This is a genomic window from Kitasatospora cineracea, assembly GCF_003751605.1.
GTDB lineage: Bacteria > Actinomycetota > Actinomycetes > Streptomycetales > Streptomycetaceae > Kitasatospora > Kitasatospora cineracea.
In genome coordinates this window covers 5,764,327-5,788,347 of record NZ_RJVJ01000001.1, presented here as the reverse complement: position 1 = coordinate 5,788,347, position 24,021 = coordinate 5,764,327, and the positions used below count along the sequence as shown (strand labels likewise).

Genomic DNA, 24,021 nt, shown 5'->3' with positions numbered 1-24,021 from the left:
GACATCATCCTTACCGGGGCCGAAGCCCCTGATCAGGGGTGTCCGTCACACCGAATCAAGCCCACTGACAAGTAGCACGTCCTCGAGGACTACCTGCTTACCGGTCGGCCTCACCCCCCACCCGGGGGTGAGGCCGACCGGTAAGCAGTGTTTGCCCAAGGGGGCCGGCGCTGGGACAGGAGCCGACCGTAGCGGGGTGGGTCAGCCGGGCCAGGTGCCTGTCAGGCGCCGGGTGGCGGTGGCGCCGGCCCGGTCGATGGCTGCCTTGACGAGGGCGAAGATGGCGCCCTGCATGGTGGCGGCGAGTAGCACCTCCCGCCAGGTGCGGTCCTCGTCGGTGGCATCCGGGGCGTCGTCGTCGTGGCCGATGATCTTCCATGCCTGTTTGAAGGCGATGCCCGCGAGCAGGCCGCCGGTGACGCCGAGCATCAGCCCGACCGGCTTGTAGAGGACCCTGACCGCGTTCACTTGTTCTTCCGGCCGCGCAGCAGGAACAGGGTGGCGACCAGGACCGCGGCGCCGGCCAGCAGCGGGGTCCGGTTGGCTCGGGCCATCGCCGCGGCGATGGCGACCTTCTCCCGGACCGGTTCCGGCGTCTTCTCGCGGGCCAGATGCCCGGCATGGAGCGCGGTGTCGCGCACCTGGGCGACGGCCCGGTCCGCCTTCTCCATCACCTGGTCCGGGGTCTTCTCCTTGGCCAGGTCGGCGGCCTGTCCGGCTTTCTCTCGGAGCTTGCCGGTCAGTTGCGCGGTCTTCTCAGCGGCCTGGTCCTTCAGTTCGGTCGCCTTCTCCGCGACCTGTTCTTTGACGTCGGCCTTGGCAGCCAACGCCTCTACCGTGCGGCCGAGTTCTGCTCGGGTGCGCTCGACCTGCTCGCGGAGCAGGTCGGTCTCGGCGGGTCCGTCGTCCTGGGGCTGGTGGCTCATCGGTGTGTCCTCTCCTTGATTTCGGCAATGTCCGCCCTGACGCTGTCGATGGTCTGCTCCGGTGCGGGGTTACCGGCGGCGGCCACCTGCTTGCGGCCGTTCAGGGCCAGCACCGCGGCGACCGCCACGAGCAAGGCCGCGACGACCAGCGCGGCCGCCCACACCGGCAGGACCAGGGCGAGGGCGGCGATCCCTGCGGCGATTGCGGCCTGGGACGCCAGGACGGCGACCAGACCGGCTCCGCCGACCAGGCCTCCACCGAGGCCGTAGCGTTTGCCCTTCTCGGTCAGCTCTGCCCGGGCCAACCGCATCTCTTCCCGCACCAGCTCCGAGAGTTGCTGCGACGCCCGCGTGACGAGCGTGCCCATCGAGTCCTCGCTGCCGTGGGGTGTGGTGCCTCCGACACTGCTGCTCATGCCTGCCTCCTCACTGCTGTCGTCGTTTGACCGGGTCTGTCCGGACCGCCGCCTACCCGTGAACTCGCGGGCTATCCGCCGACCTCGCCAGCGGATCCGGCGAGGAGATTTCCGGGATTTGCCGGGCGCCTCGGGGAGACGCCCGGCATGCGGTGTATGCATGGGCCCGGGTGGGACCGCAGATGGCCGAACTCAATGGCGGGTCAACGGCGTTCGGAGGTGCGGTCTCCCAGCGGGCAGGGGATGCGGCCGCCGGCTGGGAGACGGGCTGGGTGCTGCGCGGGGGACCACGTTGCTCGGCCGGGCAGTGCGGCGTACACGCGGTGTGGCAGTGGCTTCTGTGCAGCGGGATGCAGGGAGAGGCCCGGCAGTCCTCGCGCACGGCATGCACGGAAACCGGGTCGCAGATCGTCTGCTGGTAGTTCTGAGAGGGCGTTAGGTCCGTTCCTGGATGATCTGGTGTCGCCCGTTCGTGGGTACGGAGGCACTTCGAGCTGACTCGCATGTCGTGTGCATGGTGAGGTCGGGGCATGGAACGGGTGCCGTACTCAACGGACTTGTCCGACGGGCGGTGGGCCCTGATCGAGCCACTGGTCACCGCCTGGAAGCAGCAGCGGGTGTCGCGGTCGGCGACCGGGGACCCGGGCTCCTGCGACCTGCGCGAGGTCGTGAACGCGCTGCTGTACCAGAACCGGACGGGGTGTCAGTGGCGGCTCCTGCCGCATGACTTACCGACTTGGTCGGTGGTGTTCTACTACTTCACCCTGTGGCAACAGGACGGTCTCGACCAGCGGATCCAGGAAATCCTGCGTTGCCAGGTGACGAAGGTGTACGCGCTTCACCCCGATCCGAGCGGTGCGTACGTCGATGCCGTCCGGGCCGTGGAGGACGTCGCGAATCCCCTCTCCGCCAGCTCTCCGCGGGCGACTCTCGGTGAGGTCATCCGGGAGTTCGAGCACCGCGGGGGGAACTACTCGATGGTGATCCTGGACAACAGCGCGGCGCCCGCCACGATCGTCACCGTCCTCTCCCTCGTGAAGCTCCTGTGGCACGGGCACCGCGACCGCCACCCCGGAGGCCGGACCAGCGCGCCGATCGCCCAGGAAGCTGCCCAGGCCGCCGTTCACATCGCCGCGCTGCTCGTCCAGCTCCTCAGCACGTCCGCAGTGGTCAAGAACCCCTGGCCCCGAAGGCAAGCAACGCCCTCAACACCCTGGCCGGCCACCGCACAACAGGACCCTGCACGAACAGTTCCTCCGGAGGAGCCGGCGCTGCGATCCGGGATCGCCGCGCTCTGACCTGCGCCGGTGAGTTTCGTCGGCCGGAAACTCACCGGCTCTCGCAGCGAGCTCACCGGCCTGCGACTGCGAAACCCACCGGTTGGTCGCAGCCAGTTGGCTCCCAGGTCGCAGTCGCAGCCGGCTGCCCGGCGCAGGCCTGCGCCGCTGTCGCACCGCACCGGCTCTGAGCTGCGATGGAAAGGCTGCGGCAGGCGAAACCAACAGAGCCGATGCCGAACTCCCCGGCCCCGGGGGCGGCGACGGGGCGGTCGGCTTCGGTGGCGGCGGGCCGTAGGGTGGGCGCGCCAGGACGGCCGAGTGGCGAGGGAGAAGCGTGCGGTCCGAGGAACATGCGGGGTGGGAGCGGGACTTCCCGGTGCGGTATCTCCTGGTGTGGGAGGACGTCCACGGTGAGGAGGAGGACGTGCTGTGGGGGCGGTGCGCGGAGGCCGATGGCCTGTTCATGGACCCGCTGCCGCTGCCGCGGGAGGTCCTGACGCTGCGCGGCTGCCCGCGCGAGAGCCTGCTGGCCCGGGCTGTTGCGGACGGCGCGCGGCCGGTGCGGCTGCTGGGGAACGGGGAGATCGTGGTCGAACCCGTGGATCCCTCGAGCGACGGGCCGTACCGCTTCTGCGGCCTGGAGGACACGGTCGTCCTGGCCCACCGGCCCACCCCGGGCGATCTTGGGCGGGTGGACATCGTCGTGGGCGCCGGCGTCAGGGAGAACGACTACTGGGGGCCCGAGCGGTGGCCTTCCAGCCCGCGGTTCGACCTGTGGTTCCCCTCGCTGCGGGAGGACGACCCGTCGGGCGACTGCCTTTCCGTCGGCGGCCTGTTCACCCCGCGCCCGCAGCGGCCGAGCGAGCCCGTGCACCTGATCGGCTGCGAACCGGCCGAACCGCTCCTCGCCCTGTTGCGCCGCCCCCACCCCCAGGAGGGCGATCCGATCACGCTCCGGCGCCTGGACCGCAACGGCCGGACGATGGCCGGCTACCGCCTCGATTTGGACACCGTCGAAGCGCGCCCGTCCGTCCTCGGCGCGGCCCTGATCGACGTCACCGTCACCGACCCCGGCGACAACCGCCCCGCCCTGGCAGCCCGCGCAGTGTGGGAGACCTGGTCCGACGGCATCCCCGCACAGCTCAACCAGTGGGCGCACCTCGACACCGAGGGCCGCTCCGCATGGCTGGACCTCACCAGCGTCGGCCCGTACGGGCCGGGCGGCCGTTCGGGCGGGACGTACCACCTGGACGGAGAACACGCCACGAACCGGGCCGGCCTGCTCCTGGCGCTCGGCGAAGCCCTGCTCGGCCCCGGCGCCAACTACGGCAGAGGCCTGGAATCGGTGAAGGACTACCTGTTCGGCGGGCCCCGCGTCGTCCCCCCGTTCACCCTCGTGTGGCACCACTCCGACATCGCCCGCCGCGCCCTCGCCGGAGACGTCCTGCACCACCTCGGCGGCGTGTCCGACTTCGAGTGGACCGTGCGACTCCTGCGCAAGCGCGGCGTCACCGTCGTACTCCAGTGAGTACCCGACGCTGTCGGGGATCGTGTTCGGGAGGACGGGGTGGTCCTGGCACCGACGGCTCGCCGGCGGGGGGCTTGTGTCGTTCGGGCCACCGGCGGCCATATGGAGAGTCTCAGCTCGGTGGACGTGCCTCGTCTCGCAAGGACAGCATGTCGATCTTTTGGGAAAGCCCTGGCAGCACGGGTAGCCGGCGCGGTCCGGCAAGGGCAGTTCGCGAGAGGGAATCGTGGCAGGTGGCGAGAAGTCCCGGCGCACCACGATGGGATTCTCCACCTGCTGCGCACCCGCCCCGGCCCCACCGAACCCGAGGCCCTGCTCGACTGGCTCCAGCAGGACGCCCGCAGCTGCGCCGACGGCAGCACCCACGACGACGCGGCCCTGCTCGCCCTCACCTGGACCCGGCCCGTCGGCCCGGACTGAGCCCTCGGGCCGGACCCGACCGAACGACGCGCTCCCGCCCGCCGGGTCTCACCACGGCGGACGGGAGCGCGAGCCGACTTCCCCCGGGAGCTACTTCACCCGGCGGACGGGCGGCGGGGTCCACCGGCCGTCGAGGGCCTCCGGACGGGGCGCGTACAGGCGCAGCGTCAGGCCCAGCGGGCCGGTCGGCGCGGGCAGCCAGTTCGCCCGCCGCTCCGGGCCCGGGTCGCGGTGGGAGACCAGGATGTCGAGCGAGCCGTCCGCGTTGTACACCAGCGGGTCGCGGTCGCCGAGCGCGAAGCGGTCGATCTCGTTGGCGGTCTGGAAGCCCTGCGCGTCGTACATGGTCACCGACCAGAACGCGCCGACCGGCGGCAGGCCGTCCGCGTCGAAGTGCAGCAGGTAGTCGTGCTCGCCGGTGACGGGGGCGCCGTCCGCGTCGGCGGCCAGCACGGGATAGACGGCGTCCTCGGCCGGATTGGCGCCCAGCCCGATGGCGGTGACGGCGGCCCGCTTGAAGTAGGCGTTGCCGTACACGCCCATGGTCTCGGTGGTGACCCGCCAGCCGTTGACGGCCGTGCCGATGGTGGCCGGCGACGCCAGGATCGCCTCCCGGGCCGCCCGCGCGCCCGCCTCGACCGCCGCCAGGTCCGCCCCGGCGAACCGCGCCCCGTCGAACTCCCGGCCCGGCAGGATTCCCAGGTGCGCGATCCGCGCCAGGACCGCGAAGTCCGTGCTGTGCGGCGGATTGACGGCCAGTGCACGGGCCGCCGCGGCGAAGAACTCCACCGCGCCGAGGCCGTTCACCGTGGCGAGCGGATCGCTGTCGACGTCCGCCCCCGGATCGACCGGATGCTCGGTCGGGTGCAGCGCCGTCACGGTCAGCCCGTCCTGGATCCGGTGGACCTTGTCGTAGTCGGCCGGCCCGTTCGTCTGTACCCGCCCGATCACCCACACGTACGGCGTCGGCGCCCGCAGCACCGTCGCCCCCGCCGGCACCTCGCCCCGGAAGTCCGGGGCGACGACCAGGTAGTCCTGGTCACCGGAGCCGGTGGTGCGGGGGCCGAGGGTCGCGAACACGTCGGTCCACATGTCCAGCAGCGGAACCATGAAGTACCGGCCGGCGGTGTCCGACACGTGCAGCGCCACCGGACCCGCCGTCAGGTCCAGCCACGCGGACGAGTACAGGGTGTCGAAGTTCGGCCGCACCACCGACCGGAACTCCGCCGACGGGAACTCGCGCAGGTGGTGGAACTCGTTCGGCGGCCCGAAGGCCGGCTTCACCCCCGTGGGCACCGACACCGCCTGCCGGCGGGTGACATCCATGGTGACCAGCGGGTACAGGTACACGTACGCCTCGTGGGCCAGGGTCTGCAGATCGTCCGACATCATGCTCGCGTGCTCCCTCGCATCCGGAGAGGGGCGGCAAGCCCCAAAAGGACGCTTCCGGCCCCGGACTGCCGTCGCAACGCCGACCGGCCGAACGGGTGAACCTCGCCTCCGCAAGAACCATTTCCTCGGCCTCTACACCGGTCCCTGGGAAGAGAAGGTCCGCCGCACACGCCGCATCCGTCGCGCCCGGTTCATGCCCACCCGACCACCCGAGCAGCATCGACACGGACCCCACGATCAGCGGCAGGGCCCAGAAGTCGGACCAGAACCAGTTCTCACCTACGCAGCCGGCTGTCCAAGTCCATCAGTCCGGCCGCCACCGCGAACCGGCCGCCACCAACTCCACCCGTCCCGGGCACTCTCCACTACCCCGCCCCCGGTCGAAGGGCGCGGCCGCGCTCGGCCTGTTTCCCGGCCGATGGAGGCCTGCGGGTTCCGCGCCGAACGACCGGCGGCGTCGCTGCCTGCGGGAACAGCTGTCCTCCGGCGGGGCGTCCGGGCTGTCAGCGGCTGATCGAGATGGCGAAGGGGGTGAATCCGCTGGTTCGGATGACGTGGGGGACGAACAGGATTGCGGCCTCGGTGGCGCGGGCGGTCTCGATCCCGCCGAGGTCGGTGATCCAGTCCTGCTGCCAGCCGAGGTCGGTGAGCAGTTCGCGGACGGTCTGCTTGGCCTGGGGGTCGTTGCCGGAGAGGAAGACGGTCGGTGCCTGGGTGAGTGCGGCGGGTGCGGTCATCACGGGGAAGAGCATCGTGTTGAGCGTCTTGACGACGTGCGTTTCGGGGAGTGCTTCCTGGAGCTGCTCGGCCAGGCTGGAGCCGGGGTGGATCAGGTCGGCGGGCAGTCCGTCCGGTCCGTCGGTGGTGGCGTTGGAGACGTCGACGAGGATCTTGCCGCGCAATTCCTCGCGCAGCGCGGTGAGCCGCTCCAGCGAGCCGGCGCCGGGGGTGGCGTTGATGACGATCTGCGCCGCGGCGGAGGCGTCGGCGGCGGCGCCCGGTGCGCGGTCGACGGCGGTCACCCGGTGGCCGGCGCGGGTGAGGGCCTGGGCGAGGTTGCCGCCGACGCGGCCGTTTCCGAGGACTGCGATGGTGGTCACGGTGTGCTGTTCCTTCGGTGGGTACGGGAGAGGGTGGGGTCAGCGGGAGAGGGTGGTGACGGCCTGGGCGTGGACGCCGGGCGCGGCGGCCAGGAAGCTCTCGCTCTGCGGGGTCCAGGGGCGGCCCTGGGCGTCGGAGACCTGTCCGCCGGCCTCGGTGACGAGCAGCGCCCCGGGCAGCAGGTCCGCGCGGGCGCCGGCGAACTGCCAGAAGGCGTCGATCCGGCCGGCGGCCACGTTGAGCAGGTGCAGGGTCGCGGGGACGGCGACGCGGACGACGAGTGCGTCGAGGAGCATCGCGGTGATGGAGGAGCCGATGCGCCGCACGACGTCCTCGTCCTCGTCGGGCCGGGCCTGGCTGGTGGCGACCAGGCCCAGGCCGAGGTCCGCGGTCGGGGACACGTGCAGGGGCCGGCCGTCGAGGTGGGCGCCGGCGCCGGTGAGCGCGGTGTAGGTCTGGCCGGTCAGCGGCAGGTGGACCGCGGTGAGCACCGGCCGGTTGTCGCGCACCAGGGTGGCGGTCACCGCCCATTCGGGCAGGGCGTGCAGGTGGTTGACGTTGCCCTCGGCCGGGTCCACGACCCACCACTCGCCGGGCGGCAGCGCCCCGCCGTCCAGTTCGTCCTCCACCCAGCCGGCGTCCGGGCGCAGGCTCGTCAGGCGGGGGCGCAGGACGGCGAGGGCCGCGTCGTCGTTGGCGGCGAGCGCGTCCATCAGTTCTTCGCGGGTGCGGTAGGCGACCGCGTCTCCGAAGCGCTCCCGCAGCACGGAGCCCGCGGCGCGTACGGCGTCGGCGGTCTGCGCGAGCAGGTCGGTGTCGGACGCGGGGCCGGCGGGCGCAGCGGTTTCGGCGGTCTGGGTCGATGCGGACATGGTGGTGCTCCCGTCTGAGGAGGGGGTGGTCAAGCGGATCGGGCGGAACCGCGTTCCGTTCTCGCCTGCGTTTCGAAGGTAGAGGCGCCGATGATTAACCTCAAGTGCATGTCATTCACTGCTGGGATGACTCGCGCGCAATTGAGTCCGCCGCCCTCTCGCGATGCCCGGTGAGCCCCCGGCTCCACGCTGCCCGCGTCTCCCGAACCGGGCGGGTCGTCGGCGCCGTTCCCTCACCCGTCGGGCGAGCTGTCGAAGGCGTCGCGCGCGTGCTCGACGGTGGGCATGTTCTGCGAGGCCCAGGTCAGCAGTACGTCGATGGGGTGGCGAAGGGTTTTGCCGAGAGGGGTGATCCGGTAGCGGACCGCCACCGGCCGGGTGGAGACGGCCTCGCGCTCGATCACGCCGTTGCGTTCGAGCCGCCGGAGCGTCGCGGTCAGCGACTTCTGCGTGACCTGGAGGATGGCCCGGCGCAACTCGTTGAAGCGGCAAGGGCGTTCGCAGAGTTCGTTGAGGACGCTGAGCGGCTTTGTTCACGAGAACCGGCTCTGGCTCAACTTCCGCGGCGGCCCGGCGACCAAGCTGGCCGGCATCGACAACCAGCAGATCAGCGGCCTGCCCCCAGCTCGCCGTGGCCATGATCGGCGCCGTTTCGCGGAAGTCGAGCCAGAACCCGAGAACCGACAGCACTTGTTCATGGGATTGAGCAGCAGTCGATTGCGCGGGAGAGTCGAACACGCCGTTGGGGGGAGGCCCCATGGGGCAGGCGGGGTAGGCCCGGGTGCCCTGGTCGCTGTCGGCCGGGGCGGTGGCGGGTTCGTGCTCAGGTCGGACTCGGAAGGGCTGCGGCGAGCAGGCCGGTCAGCCAGTCCTCGTAGGTGTCGGTGTCCCAGCCGCGGCCGGTGGTGAGCTGGGTGTACAGGTGGGGGCCGGTCAGGGCCCACCAGGAATCCGCCAGGCGGGCCGTGTCGGCGTCCGGGGGCAGGACGCCGGTGTCGGCGAGGTGGGCGACGAAGGCGCTCACCCCGGTCATCCGCTCCTCCTCGCTGAGGGCGAGGACCTGGCCGACCTCGGGGCCGGCCTCGGCGAGGAGGGCGGACAGGGCGGCGAGGCGTTCGTGGACCCCGCGGACGAACGCGGCGTACAGGCGGAGCTTGGCGTGGGCGTCGCGGGTGGCCAGGACGGCCTGGAGCTGGGGCCGCTCGGCCATGGCCAGGGGCTGGTCGTCCCCGGCCAGGGTGACGTCCCACAGTGCCTTGACCAGACCCGGCTTGCCGCCGAACGCCTTGTAGAGGGTCTCGGGGGAAACGCCGGCGCGCTCGGCCACCGCGCGGACGGTGGTGGCCCGGTAGCCGTCGCGGAACAGCAGCTCCCGGCCGGCCGCCAGGATCGCGGCCCGGTTGCGGCGCGCGGCCTGCTGCCGGCGGGCCGAGTCGTACGGTCGGCGCGGAGTCCCGCTGGGCATCCCGTCTCCCCTCTCATCCGTTACAGTCAACTGTATCCGAATTCGGCCGTCCTGCCCCCGGAGGAACGCATGCCCCGCCCCATCCCCTCGGACCGGCGCGTCGCCCCCGGCGTGGACCGCCTCGGCGACGACGTCGTCAACTTCTACCTGGTGCAGGAGCCCGACGGCCTGGTCCTCGTCGACGCCGGACTGCCCGCCCACCTGAAGCAGCTACGCGAGCACTTGGCCGACTCCGGCCGCTCCCTGACCGACATCCGCGCCGTGCTCCTGACCCATGGACACCCCGACCACACCGGACTTGCCCACACCCTCCAACAGGCCGGCGCCGACATCTGGATCCACGGGAGCGACGCCGCGATCCTGCACGACGGCCCGCGCAGCGCCCTGCGCCACGCCAAGCCGGAACGCTCCGCACTGCCCTACCTCCTGCGCCGGCCCACTGCCCTCGCCACCCCGCTCCACCTCGCCCGCACCGGAGCCTTCACCGCACCCGCCACCCCCGGCGTGCGCGCCTTCGACACCGACCGGCAGCTCGACGAGGTGCCCGGAAAACCGCGGGCCGTCCCGCTGCCCGGCCACACCCCTGGCAGCACCGGCTACCTCTTCCCCCAGCGCGGACTGCTCTTCACCGGCGACGCCCTGGTCACCCACGACGGCCTGACCGGACACACCGGCCCCACCCTGGTCTGCCGCGGCTTCACCCACGACAGCCGCACCGCCCTGACCTCCCTCGACCGCATCGACGAACTCACCGAAACCACCCTGCTCCTGCCCGGCCACGGCCACCCCCTCACCGGCGACCCCCGCACCGCCACCCGCCAGGCCCGGCAGACCGGCCCCCGCTGAACAACGACACGGCCGACCCGAGCACCGCAGACCGACACCCGACCGATCCCCGGACGCCGGCGCCCGCGTCCGACAGCAGTGCCGCACGGCACCGAACCACCGAGCACCGAGCCCGGCAGATGCCTCCCGGCCTCGTGAACATCTGCTGCCGGTTCTCGGGTTCTGGCTCGACTTCCGCGAAACGGCGCCGATCATGGCCACGGCAAGCTGGGGGCAGGCCGCTGATCTGCTGGTTGTCGATGCTGGCGAGCTTGGTTGCCGGGCCACCACGGAAGTTGAGCCAGAGCCGGTTCTCGTGAACAAAGCCAAATCCGTCGCCGACGGGATCGGGCTCCGCCTGCCCATGGCGCCGGCCTCCCTGATCGGCGTCGACCACCTCTTCGAATCGGACGTCCTGGTCGAGGTCGAAGCGACCGCCCTGCTCGACTGACCGGCCGCGACGTCACGGGGCCGGCCCGCGTGCGCGGCGGCCGGCCCCGACGCCCGGCGGGGCGCTACCGGTCGGAAGCCTCCGAAGCGGCAAACAGGCCCTGGAGGGTCCGGGTCGCCAGGTCGAGCAGCCAGGTGTGGGCGGGGTCGTCGTCGTAGCGCTGGTGCCAGAGCAGATAGAGCGGCACGGGCGGCAGGTCGAACGGCAACGGCAGTGTGGTCAGGCCCAGTTGGTCGCGGGCGGAGCGGGTGACCGCGTCGGGGAGGGTCACCACGACGTCGGCGTCACGGGCGAGTTGCAGGGCGGTGTCCGTCGCGGGGGCGGAGACGATGACGCGGCGCTCGTGGCCGAGGGCGGCGACGACGTCGTCGACCCGGTCGCGCAGGCTTCCGCGCCGGGAGACGGTCACGTGATCGGCCGCCGCGTACCGCTCGACGGTCATCGGCCCTTCGGTGAGCGGATGGCCCGCTCGGACGGCGAGGATGATCCGGTCCCGGCCGATGAGGCGGTGCCGGATGTCGGGCTGGGGCGGGGGGTCGGCGCTGGAGGCCACATCGACCTCGCCGCGACGCAGCTCGGGGGTGTCGTGGCCGGGCTCGACCGTGAGGCGCATCCTCACCTTCGGGGCCTGGCGGTGCACCGCGGCGACCAGGGCGGTCCCGCAGGCGGTGGTGAGGGCGTCGTGCAGGCGAACGGTGAACACCCGTTCCAGGCCCGCCAGATCGAGGTCCGTACGAGCGGACAGCAGTTGGTGGGCCTGCTGCACCAGGACGTGGACCTCGGTGCGCATGGCCAGTGCACGAGGGGTGGGCGTCATGTGGCGTCCGGTCCGCACCAGGATCTGGTCGCCGGTGGCCTTGCGGATGCGGCCCAGCGAGCGGCTCATCGCCGGCGCGGTGACGTGCAGCCGGTCCGCGGCCCCGGCCACGCTGCCCTCTTCCAACAGCGCGTCCAGAGCGGTGAGCAGGTTCAGATCCAATTGCATGGCAGTCACTATACGAATAGAAGGAATGCACTTGCCGGTAGTGGTGAGGGCTTCCGGCGACCTCGTGCACGGTCGGCGACGGGTCGCGTTCGGCAGGGTGCCGGCCTTGTTGCTCAGGAGGACCGGCCCCGGGGAAGGGGGCAGTCAACTGGCTTGGCTGCGATGCCTGTTGGTCCGAAATGGGACTGGCGGCGGTTCGGACGGCGTCGGCTCGGGCGGCGAATGCCCGGGGCGCGGTACCCCGTGGCGGCGCGGGTGGCCGTGATGGCGGTCGGTGTTCCACCGGGGCCAGTCGAAGCGATCCAGGCCGTGGCCGGTACCGGAGCGGCGCTCAGGCAGTGGCTCAGCCGCCGCGGGACCGCGTCGGGATAGGCGCCGTGGCCGTACTTGGCGCAAGCCCAGCCGAGCGTTCCCAGGAGTGCTGCCACGGCGAGCCGTCGGCCTGCTCGCGCCCTGCTCGTCGTCATGTTCGTTGCTCTCAGTACCAGTTCGGTTCGACCGGACGTAGCGGATCTTCTGCCGGCCTTGGTCCGGGCAGCAGTCGGCGGTCTTGAGTGCTGCGGACGTCCGCCGGGAACGGCGTCACCCGACGGTGAACAGCGCGGTCCGCGCTTCGGCCGGTGATCGGGGCCGGTTGGTGATCCGTCCACCGAGCTGTTCGAGGAACTCCTGCGAGCTCGCTGCGGCCGTCACGACTCGTGCTCGAAGCCAGGTGGTCGTGGATCTGCGAGGAGGCCCGCCTTCCGGTGGAAGGCGGGCCTCCTCCTGTTGCCGATGCCGATGCCGATGCCGATGCCGTGGAGCGTGGTGCTCCCGTTGCCGCAGGGCCGTGTTGTTCAGGCGGATTCGAGGATCGGCCGGACCTCGACGGTCTCCGGGGTGGGCAGGCTCCTGGCCAGTTCGAGGGCTTCGGCGCGGTCGGCGACCTCGACGACGAACCAGCCGCCGAGGGTCTCCTCGCCGGTGTGCGCGGGCGCGTCGGTGACCGTCGTCGTCCCGTCGGCCGCGGTGCGCACCGTCGCGGGGGCGGTGTGCTCGGTCTCCAGGGCGTCGCCGCCGACCAGCTTCCCGGCTGCGGCGAGGTCGCCGATCCAGCCTTCGTACTCCTTGCGGTACGCGGCCCGGTCGGCCTGGATCCGGCGGCGGGACTCGTCGGTCTCGAAGATCACGAGTGCGAATTTCACGGGAGCTCCTCTCCGGTCGCCGTACGGGCGACCGCTGTTGACGGTGGGGAAGGGAGGGCGGGTTCAGGTGCTTTCGCCGGCCGGGGTGATGCGGGCGAGTGCGCCGATCTCGAGCGCGGTCCAGAGGGCGCCGTCGGGGCCGACGGTGATGCCGTGGGGCTCGGAGCCGGGGGTGGGCAGGTCGTAGGTCGTGATGGCGCCGTCGGGGGTGATGGCGCCGACGCGGTTGGCGCCCCATTCGGTGAACCACGCGGTGCCCTGTCCGTCGACGGTGACGGCGTGCGGGCGCGCGGTGCGGTCGGGCAGGGGGAATTCGGTGATCTTCCCCTCGGGGGTGATCCGGCCGATCTGGCCGGCGGCGATCTCGACGAACCACAGCGCGCCGTCGTGGCCTGCGGCGATGCCCACCGGTGCCGCCGCCTCGGTCGGCAGGGGGTGGAGGGTGACGGCGCCGCCCCTGTCGATCCGCCCGATGGCGTTGGCCTGGTTGAGGGTGAACCACATCCCGCCGTCGTCGCCGGCGGTGATCGCGGACGGGAACGCGCCGGTGACGGGGAGCGGGAACTCGGTGACGTCGCCGTCGACGGTGATCCGGCCGATCCGGTCGGCGGCGGTCTCGGTGAACCAGAGCGCGCCGTCGGGCCCGGCCGCGATGCCGAAGGGCCCGCAGCCCGGGGCGGGCAGGTCGAACTCGGTGACGTCGCCGTCGGTGGTGATCCGGCCGATCCGGTGCGCCCGGTACTCGGTGAACCACAGGGCGCCGTCCGGGCCGGGGGTGATGACGGTCGGTCCGCAGTCGGGGTCGAGCCGGTGGCTCGTCGGTTGCCTGCCGGGGACGATCTGGCCGATCCGGCCGCTGTGGACGAGGGTGAACCACAGGGCGTCGTCCGGCCCGGTGGTGAGGGCGTAGGGGCCGGCCGCGCGGTCGGCCACGGGGTGCTCTTCGACGGTCACACGGTTCACACGGGTCACAGGGGCTTCTCCAGGGCGTGCTCGGCGGCGATGCGGGCGATGTCGGCCGGGGTTCCGGCCATGATGGTGCGGGCGTGTTCGGTGACGAGGTCCGCCGGCCAGTCCCACCAGGCGGCGCGCTGCAGCCGTTCGACGTCGGCGTCGTCGAAGCGCCGGCGGATCGTCCTGGCCGGGTTGCCGCCGACGATCGTGTAGGGCGGGACGTCGGCGGTGACCACGGCTCCGGCCGCGATGATCGCGCCGTCCCCGATGCGCACGCCGGGCATGACGGTGGCCTGGTAGCCGAACCAGACGTCGTTGCCGACGACCGTGTCACCGCGGCTGGGCATGGCGGTGACGATGTCCAGGGTCTCTTCGGCCCACCGGCCGCCGAACATGGTGAACGGGTAGGTGGACACCCCCGTCGTCGGGTGCTCGGCGCCGGCCATGAGGAACCGGGTGCCGGAGGCGATCGCGCAGTACTTGCCGATGACCAGCTTCTCGGGGCCGTAGGCGTAGAGGACGTTGCGGTGCTCGAACTCCGTGGCGCCGTCCGGGTCGTCGTAGTACGTGTACGCGCCCACGTCGATGGTCGGCGAGGTGACGAGGGGTTCGAGGAACACCACGCGTTGGTGGGCGGGCAGCGGGTGGAGGGTGGTCGGGTCGGGCGACAAGGTGCTTCTCCTCGGGGAAGGGGGTGGCCGGGTGCGGCGGGGACGGGCGGGGAGGAGGCCGGTCTAGCTCGGGCTGCCGGCGGACGCCCTGCCCGAGGCGGTGACCGTGTCGGGGCCGGGGCCGGTGGAGCGCTGCGGGGTCGCGCGTCCTTCCGCGGGCTCCGGCTCCGCGGGCTTGGCCTTCGCCAGCCACAGGCCGGTGAGCACGGCGGTGGCGGAGGTGACGGCGCCGGCGACGAGGAAGGCGTCGTCGAGACCGGTCTCGAAGGGGGCGCCGCCGGCCTGCCTGGTGCGGACGACCGCTCCCAGCAGTGCCACGCCGAGCACCGCGCCGATCTGCCGGGTGGTGCTGCTGATGCCGGAGGCGAGGCCGCCCTCCTGCGGGCCGACCGATTGGACGGCGGCGCCGGTCAGCGGGGACAGGGCCAGGCCGAAGCCGGCGCCGACGACGGCCAGCCGCCACCACACGTTCCCGTAGCCGGTGTCGGCGTGCACCGTGCCGAGCGCCAGCAGTCCCGGGCCCGCCAGGGCCAGACCGGTGGTGACCACGGCGCGGAAGCCGTACCGGGCGGCGAGCCGGCCCGCGTACGGGCTGACGAGCACCATGGCGAGGGTGGCGGGGAGGGTCTGCAGGCCGGCGCGCAGGACCGAGCTGCCCTGGACGGACACGAAGAACTGGGAGAAGAAGAACGACGAGCCCATGAGCGCGAACCCCACCACGCCCATGGCGGTGTTGGAGACGGTGAACAGCCGCTGCCGGAACAGCCGCAGCGGGAGCATCGGGGCGCAGGCGCGCGCCTCCACGGCGACGAAGGCGGCGAGGAGGACCGCCGCGGCGGCGAAGCTCCCCAGGACCACCGGCGACAGCCAACCGCGGGCGCCGCCCTCGATCAGCCCGTAGGTCAGCGCTCCCACGCCCAGCACGGAGAGCACCGTCCCCGGGACGTCGACCGCGGGGGCGCCCGGATTGCGGGACTCGTCGAGGTGGCGCAGGCCGACCAGCAGCAGGACCGCGCCGACGGGCAGGTTGACCAGGAAGATCGCGGGCCAGCCGAAGGCGTCCGTCAGCACGCCGCCGACCACCGGGCCCGCGGCCAGGCCGATCCCGCTGAGTCCGGCCCACAGCCCGATCGCCCTGATCCGCTCCTGCGGCACGGGATGGGCGGCGACGAGCAGGGCCAGCGAGGCCGGGCTCAGCGCCGCCGCCCCGACGCCCTGCAGCACCCGGCCGACGACCAGCCAGCCGAGCGAGGGCGCGAGGCTGCACAGCACGGAGGCGGCGGTGAACACCGCCACGCCGGTCAGGTACACCCGCTTGCGGCCGAAGCGGTCGGCGAAGATCCCGCCGGACAGCAGCAGCATGGCGACCAGCAGGACGTACGCGTCGACGATCCACTGCAGGCCGGTCAACTGGGTGTGCAGCCGCTGCTGCATGTCGGGCAGTGCCGCTCCGACGACCGTGTTGTCGAGCAGGACCATGAACTGGCCCAGGCAGGTCACCGTGAGCAGGACGGCCCGGTTCGGTCGCCTGTCCGTGGCCACGTGCGCTTCCGTCAAAGGGTTCTCCTATCGGTCGTTGCCCGCATCCGACCGGATGCGGCGCGGGTGCCGGTACGCTCCAGCCGCCTAACGCAGTCTGCGACTGCGTTAACAGGACTGTAGGGGGTCCGCACCACAAAAGCAAGCAGCAACTGCGTTAAGGTGGTGGTGTGAACGAGCGACAGCAAGCCAGGCGCCCCGGCGGGCGCAGCGCCCGCGTCGGCGCCCAGGTGCACCAGGCCGTCACCGAGCTGATCGGCGAACGCGGCTACGGGAACTTCACCGTCGGCGAGGTCGCGGCCCGCGCGGGCGTGGCGGACAGCAGCATCTACCGACGGTGGGGCGGCCTGGAGAAGCTGCTCACCGACGTGGCGCTCACCCGCCTCGACGCGCGCTCGCCGATGCCCGACACCGGGAGCCTGGCCGGCGACCTGCGCACGTACGCGGCCCAGGTGGCCCGCGAGATCACCGGGCCCGACGGCCCGGCGGTGCTGCACCTGGCCGTCGCCCTGTCCGGCAGCGGCGAGCAGGGAGTGCGGGCGGGCCAGGAGCTCCGCGCCGAACGCACCCGGCAACTGCAGTCCGTGCTCGACCGCGCCCGCGAGCGCGGCGAGGACACCGCCGACGGGCTCGACGCGTTCGAGGTGCTCGACCACGTCCTGGCCCCGATGTATGTCCGTGTCCTGTTCGGCATGGTCCCGCTCGCCCCGGAGTATGTCGACGGACTGGTCGACCGGCTGCTGTTGACCCACGGAATGGATCAAGGCTAGGGTCCACGACAGCATCGCGTGTCGGTCACCGGCTGGGTGAGACATGGAGGTGTCGGGACATGCCTTCGGAGGCATTCCTTGTCAGTCGAGTTGAACCACACGATCGTCCACGCCCGGGACAACCGGGAGTCCGCTGAGTTCTTCGCGGACCTGCTGAACCTCGAGATCACCGCCGAGTGGGGCCCGTTCATCGCCGTCGCCCTGGGCAACGGCGTCACGCTGGACTTCGCCACCGTCCCCGCGGACAGCATCACCCCCCAGCACTACGCCTTCCTGGTCTCCGAGGAGGAGTTCGACGCGGCGTACGCCCGGATCGGACAGCGCGGCATCGAGCACTACGCCGATCCCCGGCGGCAGCAGCCCGGCACGGTCAACCACAACGACGGCGGCCGCGGCGTGTACTTCATGGACCCGGCGGGCCACGCCATGGAACTCATCACCGTGCCGTACGGCGGCTGGCCCTCGTAACCACGTGCACCAAGGGCCCCGCGTCCAGGAGCCGCAACCGACGTCACAACTCGTGCTCCGGCTCGGCGGTAACGCCCGGCCCCCGGCGGGTGCGGCGCCGGGCGTTGAGCCGCACCTGCGCTCCGATCGCGCCGGCGGGCGTGGCGCTCGTAGCAGCGGGTGCAGGACCCGCGGGCCCGGTGCGGGCGTCCGCAGCCGGGCACCGTGCACTGGGTCCGGCCGTAGTGCTGCTCCGGGCCGGCGGCGCGGCCGGTGCGGTACTGCTGGTAGTGGTGCCGCCCGCACGGGCCCGCCGACCGGAGGCTGCTCTCGGGGCACCGGGGCGCGGCGCAGAAGCGGCGCAGGGGTTTCAGCGGGAGGCCGGTGTGGCCCGCAGTCCCGCGTCTGCGGCCCAGATCCAGGCCTGGGCGGTGGCGAAGTCGAACGCGGGGTCGTCCTCACCCGGAGCCAGAACACCCGGCTTCGGGTGAGGCCGGCCCGGACTGCTGCGGAGTGCATCTGACAGCCCGGTACCGGGAGCACGGTGGTGGGACGAAGCTCGGGTTCACCCGGCCTCCCGGGAGCCGATGTGGGCGAGCACCGCGGCGGTACCGTTCTCTGCCGCGATGCGCAGGGAGAGTTCGGCCGCGCGGCGGCGGTGGGCGGGCTCGGACAGGCAGGTGGTGATCGCTTCGCCGAGGGCTCCGGCATTGAGGTCCTGGAATGGCAGAGGCCCGGGGGCGACCCCCAGGGCGTGCAGTCGAGACGCCCAGAACGGCTGGTCGGCCATGACGGGTACGGGTACCGCGGGTACTCCGGCCCGTAGTCCGGCTGCGGTGGTGCCGGCCCCGGCGTGGTGAACGACGGCGGCGCAGCCGTCCACAGCCAGCACCGGTCGGTCGGGGGTTCGGGGGCGGATAGGCGCCGGGCGCCCGTCGGGCATCAACTCCGGCCAGGGCTCCCTGCGCAGGCCGGTGCCGCCGATCACCTCCGTACCGGTGCCCCTCCCCCAACCCGGCCGTCCACTCCGATGCCCGGAGGTTTCCGAGGACGACAACATCACCGGGCAGGACACGACCCCGAAGAGGGCAAACAGGCAAACGAACTGACGACCGGTCATCAACCTGCAGGGCGGGGCCGGAGCATCCCCGTACCCGCTGCCGACGGCGGTCAGCTCCTGCCGGAACGGAGATCGGCCGTACCCCCGCGGGCCGTGGCGGCGGACGTGCTGGGCCACCAGCCCGGCGCGGCGCAGGAGATAACGCAGGAGCAGGTGGGCGAATGCGCCTACCGGGAAGGGGAGCTCTACGTCAGCGTTGCCCACGCCTCCTACGACCGGCAGTCCTTCCGCGACGTCGTCGACCACACCAAGGGCCAGCCTGTCACGGAACCCGGGCTCGGCGACGCGGCGTACAGCTTCCACGTCCAGGAAGACGCCCAGGACCACGTGCTGCTCGACGTCCTCAAGGGCAGCAGAGTGGTGCAGATCACGGCGCCCACAGCCGAGGAAGCCCGCAAGGCCGCCTCCTCGGTGCTACCTCAACTGCGCTGACCACACCCCGCCGAGACGAACGACGCGAACACCCGGGCCCGGCGCGCGAACAACTGCTCGTTACTCTCGTCCGCCAGGACAGCGTGGCGCACCCACCGGGCGGGTCAGGAGGTCGGGCGGGCGTGGCGGGGGCGGTGGGGGTGTTCGCTGCGCAGTGCGGCCGGGCCGGTGCGGCGGTGGCGGTGGGCCAGGGAGGGTGCGGTGAGGGTGAGGACCGCTGCGAGGACGAGGGGGGCCAACAGCAGCAGCGTGGTCGCGGACATGTGCACCTCCAGGTGGTGGAAGAGGGCTCGCTGCGGGCGTGTGCCCCGTTCTGCGGGGACCATGTCGGCCGTCGCCGGGGGGCGGCGCGATTGGCGGGCGGCGGCCGCGCCGGAGGGGCGGGCTGGTGTCCGCCCGGCCTCCGGCGAGCCGCTGGGAGCCCTGGTGCGAGCGCCGATCGGCGGCTGCCCGATCGGAACGCGGCTGTCGGCGCTGCGCACGCGGGCCCGGGTACCGAAGAAGGCGAGCGGCCTGGCCGCTGGGAGCTGATCGAACCGCTGGTCACCGCCCGTCTGGTGGCGCGGGGCATACCGGTGATGGTGGTCTACGACCACTAACCAGATCGCCGGGTCATCGGACCTCTGGGCCCCGGGCCGCTGGCCCGTCGGCCGGGTGTGTCGGCGACCGCCGCGCTGCCGTGGCTCGTAGCCTTGGCCCATGGCGAACGCCACCCCCGACCGAGAGCCGGACCGCAGCGAGCCGGACGGAGCCGGTGAACTCTCCACCGGGACAACAGTCCTGGGCTGGCTGGGTGTCGCCGGGCTGATCTACCTGCTGATCTGCGCCGTGAGCATCATCAGCCGCGGCTTTGCGGGGCTGGGCGGGGACGCCGCGCACACCATGTTCGCGTTCGCCGCGAATCCGTGGGTCGGGCTGAGCGTGGGCGTGCTCGGCACGGTGCTGATCCAGTCCTCGACCACCACCACGGCCATCGCCGTGACCGCCGTCGGCTCGGGCGCGCTGCCGATCGAGGGCGCCGTCCCGATCATCCTGGGCGCGAACGTCGGCACCACGGTGACGACCAGCCTGGTCGCGCTCACCTTCATCGGGAACCGCACCGAGTTCCGCCGGGCCCTGGGCGCCTCGACCGTCCACGACTTCTACAACTGGCTGGCGCTGCTGCTCTTCTTCCCGGTCGAGCTGATCTGGCACCCGCTGCAACGCATCAGCCGCGCGCTGACCGACGCCCTGTACGGGACCGACTGGCTGCCGAACCCCGCCCACTTCAACGTCGTCAGGTCAGTGACCCGGCCGGTGGAGCACGCGGTGGTGCACGGCACCGCGCAGGTCAGCGCCGCGCTCGGCCCGCTGTTCACCATCGTGATCGGCGCCGCGCTGATCCTGATCGCGGTCCGCTACCTGGGCACGCTGCTCAAGCTGCTGATGGTCGGCCGGGCCCGGGACGCCCTGCTCAAGGCCGTCGGCCGCAACGAGTACCTGGCCATGGCGACCGGCATGGGCGTCACCGTGGTCACCCAGTCCTCGACCATCACCACCTCGGTGCTGGTGCCGTTTGCCGGTACGGGCATCCTGACGCCCGCTCAGGTGTATCCCGTCGTCGTCGGCTCCAACCTCGGCACCACCTTCACGGTGGTCTTCGCCGCCTTCGCCGGCGTCGGGCCGGACGCGAAGATCGGGCTGCAGGCCGCATTCGTGCACCTGATCTACAACCTCTTCGCGATCGTAGCGATCTACGTGATCCCGTTGCTGCGTCCCCTGCCGCTGTACTGCGCCGAGCAACTCGCCCGCCTCGCCTCCGAACGGCGCTGGATCCTCGGCGTCTACCTCGGCACGGTCTTCGTCGCCCTGCCCGCTCTGGTCATCGTGCTGGTGGGCGTGCTCTGAGCAGCCGAGCGGCCGGGGCCCCCTGACCCCCGAGGACCTGGTACTGCCGGCCGCCAATGCCCAGGAGCACGGCCCGTACCGCCCTGACCCCCGGACAGCAGCGGGGCGGCCACCGGCCGATGGCCGACCCACCCGCCCCCCGCCCCGGCAGCACCGCGGCGCGCAGCCCCGAACCGGCCGCCAGCTGCGCCCGGTGACACCGGCGGGCAGCAGCGGGCGGTGGTCCGGCTCGGCGGCTGGGCGCAGGCCTGCGAGGTGGTGACGGCGTCGGCCAGGTGCTCGCCGAGGTCCAGGTAGAGGTGCCCGCCGGCCGGCTCTGCCGCCAACAGCGAGAGCACCTCCGAGTCGTCCTCGGCGTCCAGCTCGACCAGGACGACGGACTCGGCGAGCGACTGCGGCAGGCGGGCGGGCGGGCGGCGTAGACGAGGTGGCGGCGCCGGAACAGCCCGGCCGGGGCAGGTGGTGAGCTGGTGCTGCTCGAGCCGCAACACCAGATCGACGTCCTCGATGCCACGGCGCCGAACAGCTCGTCATCCGGCACGGACGCGAGTATCTGTTGGACGTCAGCCTCGATCTCACCCAGCGCCTCGAAGCCGGACAGCTGGTCACCATCCTGGCCGCAGTCGGACTGCGAGGCTCTCGTGGACTGTAAGGCTCTCGGCAGCCGCCGGACCAAGCTGACCGAGGAGCAGCTCGACCGGGCACCGCTGGTCGGCCTCGAATGACGCTGACCCGCCCGGCCCGCTGGCGCGTCACCGCCGCAGCAGCCAGTGCGGGCCCACCCTCCAACCGAGGAAACGCCGACCGTCGGCATCGTCCGGCTCGACCCCGCCGCCAGCGGTCGCGAGCTGCAGGCCGGCCACCGCCGGGGCGAGCCGCGGCGGATGGTCGCGCTCGATCTCGGCGAGGACGGCCACCTGCTCCTGCGGCGAGCAGAGCGACAGGTGGAAGACCAGCTGCCGCCAAGCGAACGCGGCATTCTTCACCGCTGGCAGCGGTCGCGGCAGCCGCTCGGCCAGCGCCACCAGCCGCCGCGCTGTGGTGAACGCGCCGAGTGCCGCCGTCGGCCAGCCGCCCGTCGGCACGACGCCGACCGGTCCGGCGAGGACGGCCAGGTTGTGCGTGGTGAGGATCTGCGCCTGTTCGATCACCGTCCCGTTGGCGGCCACCGATCCACGGAGTGCGGGGCTGCCGGCGCGACGGCGGCACAGCTCCGAGAATTCCCGGGCGACCACCGACCGCTCCCCGTCCTCCTCGGCGCGCTGGGCGAGGGCCCGCACCCCGGCGTAGTCGATGCCGAAGTACCGCTCGTACAGCGTCCCCTCGAGCAGGCCCGCGGCGATCCCGGCGGCCGCCGCGAACTTCGGGGTGAAGCCGCCCATGAAGATGTCCGCCGCCAGCTCCTCGGTGAACGGCAGCGCGGAATCAGGCCGCCGCGCCAGCCCGGCCAGCTCGCTGATCAGCGGGTTCGGCAGGATCGTCCCGGGGAAGGTGCCCACGGCCAGCTCGCCGAGCCGGCGCAGCGCGGCCAGCCCGCTCTGCTGGGCGGCCGGGTCGCCGCTCCGGTACGGGCGAACCGCCCGGACCCAGGGCAGCTCCTCCGCCCGGATCTGGTGCGCGTAGTCGAGCAGCAGCAGCGACCGCCGCCCGGCGAACGCGCGGTGACCGGCCGGCACCAGGCCGCGCAGCGCCGGATCGGCGTGCGCCTCGGCCTCCGCCGCTGCGGCCAGCTGCGGTGCCAGCTCCGCCAGCACCTCGGCGGACGGCACCAGCCCGCGCTCGACCAGCGTCTCGACGGGCGCGCTGGTTGCCGCCAGCACCGGCTTGAACAGCGCCGCCGGTACCGCGGAGGCGGCCGGGACACCGAACTCGGCCGCCTCGGCGGCGGTGACCGGTATCAGCACGGCGTCCGGCTCGGCCAGGCCGTCGTCTTGGCCGTGCACCGCGAGACGGCTCAGCAGCACCTGCGCGATCGCGTGGTGGGAGGGCAGCGCGGCCTGCTCGGCCTGGGCCGCCCGCAGCGCGGAGTGGGTCTCGGACCCGGGCAGTCCGCGCTTGCTCACCATGCCGTCCACCGCGGACCGCAGCAGTCCACGCAGCCGGGGGTCGAGCGGCTCGCCGGCGACCGCGGTCTCCAGCGCGGACCGCAGCACGGCGAGGTTGGTCCCGCGCCTGCGGTGCTTGCCGCACAGCGGGTGCGCGGCGGCCAGCGTCCGGTACCGCAGCAGCAGTTCGGCGCCGCGCCGCCGCCACTCGGGGCTCGGGTCCGCGTCGAGCGGCTGCCCGTCCTGCGTTGCCTCCAGCCAGTGCGCCAGCAGTTCGTCGGAGAACGGCAGCCACACTGTCAGCGCCTCGCGCTGGGTCTCCACCAACCGGTTCGGCCTCCGGGAGGCCAGCGCGGTGACGGCGTCGCCGACGGACCGCCGGTGGACCGCGTCGGGCGAAGCACCGGCGCTGTCACCCGGCGGGGGCGTGAAGCGCAGCCGCGCCGCGAAAGGCGCCAGCACCCCGACCAGTTCGAGAGCCGCCGACTGCTCGCCGGCCCGCACCAGCCACGCCACGGTCAGCAGCGCCGCTTCCTCGGGCACCGTCACCCGGTAGCGCTCGCTGTCCAGCAGCGCCCACAGCCCGGTCAGCCCGGCCTCGGTGAGCGAGTACGCGAACAGCGCGGCCCGGCCCTCCGGGATCCCCGCCGCCCGGCAGGCCGCCACCTCGTAGGGCTGCAACGGCCCCTCGGCGCAGGCCCGTCCGGTTGCGAACCCGCCGCGCTCCACCTCCGGCGTCACCCAGGCGGGCAGGCCTGCCACCGGCGTCCGGGAACCGATCCGCAGGCTGCCGTCCAGCATCCCTGCCAGCACCGCGCGCCAGCGGCCTGCCCGTGCGTCGGCGCGGGAACGGGTCGCCGGATCCGGGTGGGAAAGCGCCACGGCGAACGCCCGGGCCAGCTGCCCGTGCGCGTAGTCGGTGGAGGTGGTCGTCGTCGAGTGCTGCTGCTCAGCGTTGCTGTCCATGGCCGACACGGCGGGTCCTGCCCCCGCACCCCCCAGGCCCCGAGCCTGGTGCTCTCACTGATCGAGCTACGTGCCGCTGGCCCGAAAAGTACGCGGCGAAAGGGACGACGGGCAACCGGAATTCCGGCCGCTCACCGTGTCCGCCCGTCGGGATCGATGCTGGTCCGCTGCGGTTTGAACGTGGTCGCGGCGCGCGCCCGACCGGTCGGCTGAGGACCCGTCGGTCTACGCGGGCCTGCGGGCCTGCGGGTCGGCGATGCCGGTGCGCCGGGCGCGGGTGTGCCCGACGCCCGCACCCGAGGCGAGGGCTGCGGGCTGCGGGCTGCGGGCCGCTGGACCTCATCA

At 72.7% G+C, this 24,021-nt stretch carries 23 protein-coding genes, 1 tRNA gene and 3 pseudogenes; 10 read left to right on the top strand and 17 right to left on the bottom strand.

All coding sequences use genetic code 11. From position 1 onward, the window contains the following. Positions 1–201: 201 nt before the first annotated feature. The 3 genes from EDD39_RS26105 to EDD39_RS26095 are packed head-to-tail and all read right to left on the bottom strand — an operon-like array spanning position 202 to position 1,342. Positions 202–468 carry a DUF4235 domain-containing protein gene (locus EDD39_RS26105; protein ID WP_123559849.1) on the bottom strand — a complete coding sequence of 89 codons (267 nt, stop codon included), beginning with the start codon at positions 466–468 and terminating at the stop codon, positions 202–204. After that, a complete protein-coding gene (locus EDD39_RS26100; protein ID WP_123559847.1) occupies positions 465–926 on the bottom strand; it encodes a DUF3618 domain-containing protein in 462 nt (153 codons plus the stop codon). Before EDD39_RS26100 ends, EDD39_RS26105 begins: the two co-directional genes overlap by 4 nt. After that, positions 923–1,342, bottom strand: a complete 420-nt coding sequence (locus tag EDD39_RS26095) for a phage holin family protein (protein ID WP_244257061.1) — start codon at positions 1,340–1,342, stop codon at positions 923–925. The genes EDD39_RS26100 and EDD39_RS26095 overlap by 4 nt, the downstream gene beginning before the upstream one ends. Positions 1,343–1,872: 530 nt before the next feature. On the opposite strand from EDD39_RS26095, the pseudogene EDD39_RS42575 reads away from it, so the two are divergent. Both EDD39_RS42575 and EDD39_RS26085 read left to right on the top strand, forming a co-directional pair. Beyond that, positions 1,873–2,211 (top strand): annotated as a pseudogene (locus tag EDD39_RS42575) (transposase); the annotation flags it as partial. A 787-nt stretch (positions 2,212–2,998) separates the two neighbouring features. Beyond that, a complete protein-coding gene (locus EDD39_RS26085; protein ID WP_123559845.1) occupies positions 2,999–4,150 on the top strand; it encodes a barstar family protein in 1,152 nt (383 codons plus the stop codon). Positions 4,151–4,660: 510 nt separating this feature from the next. Here EDD39_RS26085 and EDD39_RS26075 read toward each other — a convergent pair. The 5 genes and pseudogenes from EDD39_RS26075 to EDD39_RS26055 all read right to left on the bottom strand — a co-directional run bounded on the left by EDD39_RS26075 (position 4,661) and on the right by EDD39_RS26055 (position 9,400). Next, positions 4,661–5,962 carry a DUF1254 domain-containing protein gene (locus EDD39_RS26075; protein ID WP_208765585.1) on the bottom strand — a complete coding sequence of 434 codons (1,302 nt, stop codon included), beginning with the start codon at positions 5,960–5,962 and terminating at the stop codon, positions 4,661–4,663. 503 nt (positions 5,963–6,465) lie between these two features. Next, positions 6,466–7,062, bottom strand: coding sequence for an NADPH-dependent F420 reductase (locus tag EDD39_RS26070; RefSeq protein ID WP_123559841.1), 597 nt, complete (start codon positions 7,060–7,062; stop codon positions 6,466–6,468). Between the two features lie 39 nt (positions 7,063–7,101). Continuing rightward, positions 7,102–7,935, bottom strand: a complete 834-nt coding sequence (locus EDD39_RS26065; RefSeq protein ID WP_123559839.1) for an inositol monophosphatase family protein — start codon at positions 7,933–7,935, stop codon at positions 7,102–7,104. 233 nt (positions 7,936–8,168) lie between these two features. After that, positions 8,169–8,459, bottom strand: a pseudogene (locus tag EDD39_RS26060) (winged helix-turn-helix transcriptional regulator); the annotation flags it as partial. A 299-nt stretch (positions 8,460–8,758) separates the two neighbouring features. Continuing rightward, on the bottom strand, positions 8,759–9,400 hold the full coding sequence (locus tag EDD39_RS26055; protein WP_123559837.1) for a TetR/AcrR family transcriptional regulator: 642 nt from the start codon (positions 9,398–9,400) through the stop codon (positions 8,759–8,761). A 69-nt stretch (positions 9,401–9,469) separates the two neighbouring features. On the opposite strand from EDD39_RS26055, the gene EDD39_RS26050 reads away from it, so the two are divergent. Together EDD39_RS26050 and EDD39_RS26045 are read left to right on the top strand one after the other, a co-directional pair. After that, positions 9,470–10,246: an MBL fold metallo-hydrolase gene (locus EDD39_RS26050; protein WP_123559835.1), complete on the top strand. Its 777-nt coding sequence runs from the start codon at positions 9,470–9,472 to the stop codon at positions 10,244–10,246. A 307-nt stretch (positions 10,247–10,553) separates the two neighbouring features. Then, positions 10,554–10,676, top strand: a pseudogene (locus tag EDD39_RS26045) (RidA family protein); the annotation flags it as partial. A gap of 64 nt (positions 10,677–10,740) precedes the next feature. Here the strand turns inward: EDD39_RS26045 and EDD39_RS26040 are convergent. The 5 genes from EDD39_RS26040 to EDD39_RS26020 all read right to left on the bottom strand — a co-directional run bounded on the left by EDD39_RS26040 (position 10,741) and on the right by EDD39_RS26020 (position 16,027). Then, entirely contained in the window at positions 10,741–11,661 is a 921-nt protein-coding gene (locus EDD39_RS26040) for a LysR family transcriptional regulator (protein ID WP_162870140.1), read from the bottom strand. 836 nt (positions 11,662–12,497) lie between these two features. Further along, positions 12,498–12,845, bottom strand: a complete 348-nt coding sequence (locus tag EDD39_RS26035; protein WP_123559831.1) for a YciI family protein — start codon at positions 12,843–12,845, stop codon at positions 12,498–12,500. A 63-nt stretch (positions 12,846–12,908) separates the two neighbouring features. After that, a complete protein-coding gene (locus EDD39_RS26030; RefSeq protein WP_208765584.1) occupies positions 12,909–13,799 on the bottom strand; it encodes a Vgb family protein in 891 nt (296 codons plus the stop codon). Positions 13,800–13,813: 14 nt separating this feature from the next. Continuing rightward, entirely contained in the window at positions 13,814–14,470 is a 657-nt protein-coding gene (locus tag EDD39_RS26025) for a CatB-related O-acetyltransferase (protein WP_123559830.1), read from the bottom strand. 63 nt (positions 14,471–14,533) lie between these two features. Further along, the gene (locus tag EDD39_RS26020; protein ID WP_425269732.1) at positions 14,534–16,027 is read right to left on the bottom strand and encodes an MFS transporter; all 1,494 of its coding nucleotides are present in this window, start codon (positions 16,025–16,027) and stop codon (positions 14,534–14,536) included. Positions 16,028–16,179: 152 nt separating this feature from the next. Between EDD39_RS26020 and EDD39_RS26015 the strand changes: the two genes are divergently transcribed. Beyond that, complete coding sequence (locus EDD39_RS26015) at positions 16,180–16,779, top strand: TetR/AcrR family transcriptional regulator (protein WP_123559828.1); 600 nt, start codon at positions 16,180–16,182, stop codon at positions 16,777–16,779. A gap of 78 nt (positions 16,780–16,857) precedes the next feature. Beyond that, entirely contained in the window at positions 16,858–17,247 is a 390-nt protein-coding gene (locus tag EDD39_RS26010) for a VOC family protein (RefSeq protein WP_123559826.1), read from the top strand. A 544-nt stretch (positions 17,248–17,791) separates the two neighbouring features. Here the strand turns inward: EDD39_RS26010 and EDD39_RS26005 are convergent. Beyond that, positions 17,792–18,169: a glycosyltransferase gene (locus tag EDD39_RS26005; RefSeq protein ID WP_341869337.1), complete on the bottom strand. Its 378-nt coding sequence runs from the start codon at positions 18,167–18,169 to the stop codon at positions 17,792–17,794. A 330-nt stretch (positions 18,170–18,499) separates the two neighbouring features. Between EDD39_RS26005 and EDD39_RS26000 the strand changes: the two genes are divergently transcribed. Then, entirely contained in the window at positions 18,500–18,778 is a 279-nt protein-coding gene (locus EDD39_RS26000) for a hypothetical protein (protein WP_162870139.1), read from the top strand. A 104-nt stretch (positions 18,779–18,882) separates the two neighbouring features. Here the strand turns inward: EDD39_RS26000 and EDD39_RS39815 are convergent, their stop codons facing one another. Continuing rightward, entirely contained in the window at positions 18,883–19,041 is a 159-nt protein-coding gene (locus EDD39_RS39815; protein ID WP_162870138.1) for a hypothetical protein, read from the bottom strand. Positions 19,042–19,477: 436 nt separating this feature from the next. Between EDD39_RS39815 and EDD39_RS25995 the strand changes: the two genes are divergently transcribed. From EDD39_RS25995 to EDD39_RS25990, 3 genes are all read left to right on the top strand, one after another. Continuing rightward, positions 19,478–20,665, top strand: coding sequence for a Na/Pi symporter (locus EDD39_RS25995; RefSeq protein WP_244257055.1), 1,188 nt, complete (start codon positions 19,478–19,480; stop codon positions 20,663–20,665). A 275-nt stretch (positions 20,666–20,940) separates the two neighbouring features. Next, the gene (locus EDD39_RS39810; protein ID WP_162870137.1) at positions 20,941–21,087 is read left to right on the top strand and encodes a hypothetical protein; all 147 of its coding nucleotides are present in this window, start codon (positions 20,941–20,943) and stop codon (positions 21,085–21,087) included. Between the two features lie 48 nt (positions 21,088–21,135). Then, on the top strand, positions 21,136–21,390 hold the full coding sequence (locus EDD39_RS25990; protein ID WP_123559822.1) for a hypothetical protein: 255 nt from the start codon (positions 21,136–21,138) through the stop codon (positions 21,388–21,390). 27 nt (positions 21,391–21,417) lie between these two features. Here EDD39_RS25990 and EDD39_RS25985 read toward each other — a convergent pair whose 3' ends face one another. Then, positions 21,418–23,676 carry a hypothetical protein gene (locus EDD39_RS25985; RefSeq protein WP_123560899.1) on the bottom strand — a complete coding sequence of 753 codons (2,259 nt, stop codon included), beginning with the start codon at positions 23,674–23,676 and terminating at the stop codon, positions 21,418–21,420. After that, positions 23,676–23,752 (bottom strand) — tRNA-Pro (locus tag EDD39_RS25980). Before EDD39_RS25980 ends, EDD39_RS25985 begins: the two co-directional genes overlap by 1 nt. Between the last annotated feature and the right edge of the window lie 269 nt (positions 23,753–24,021).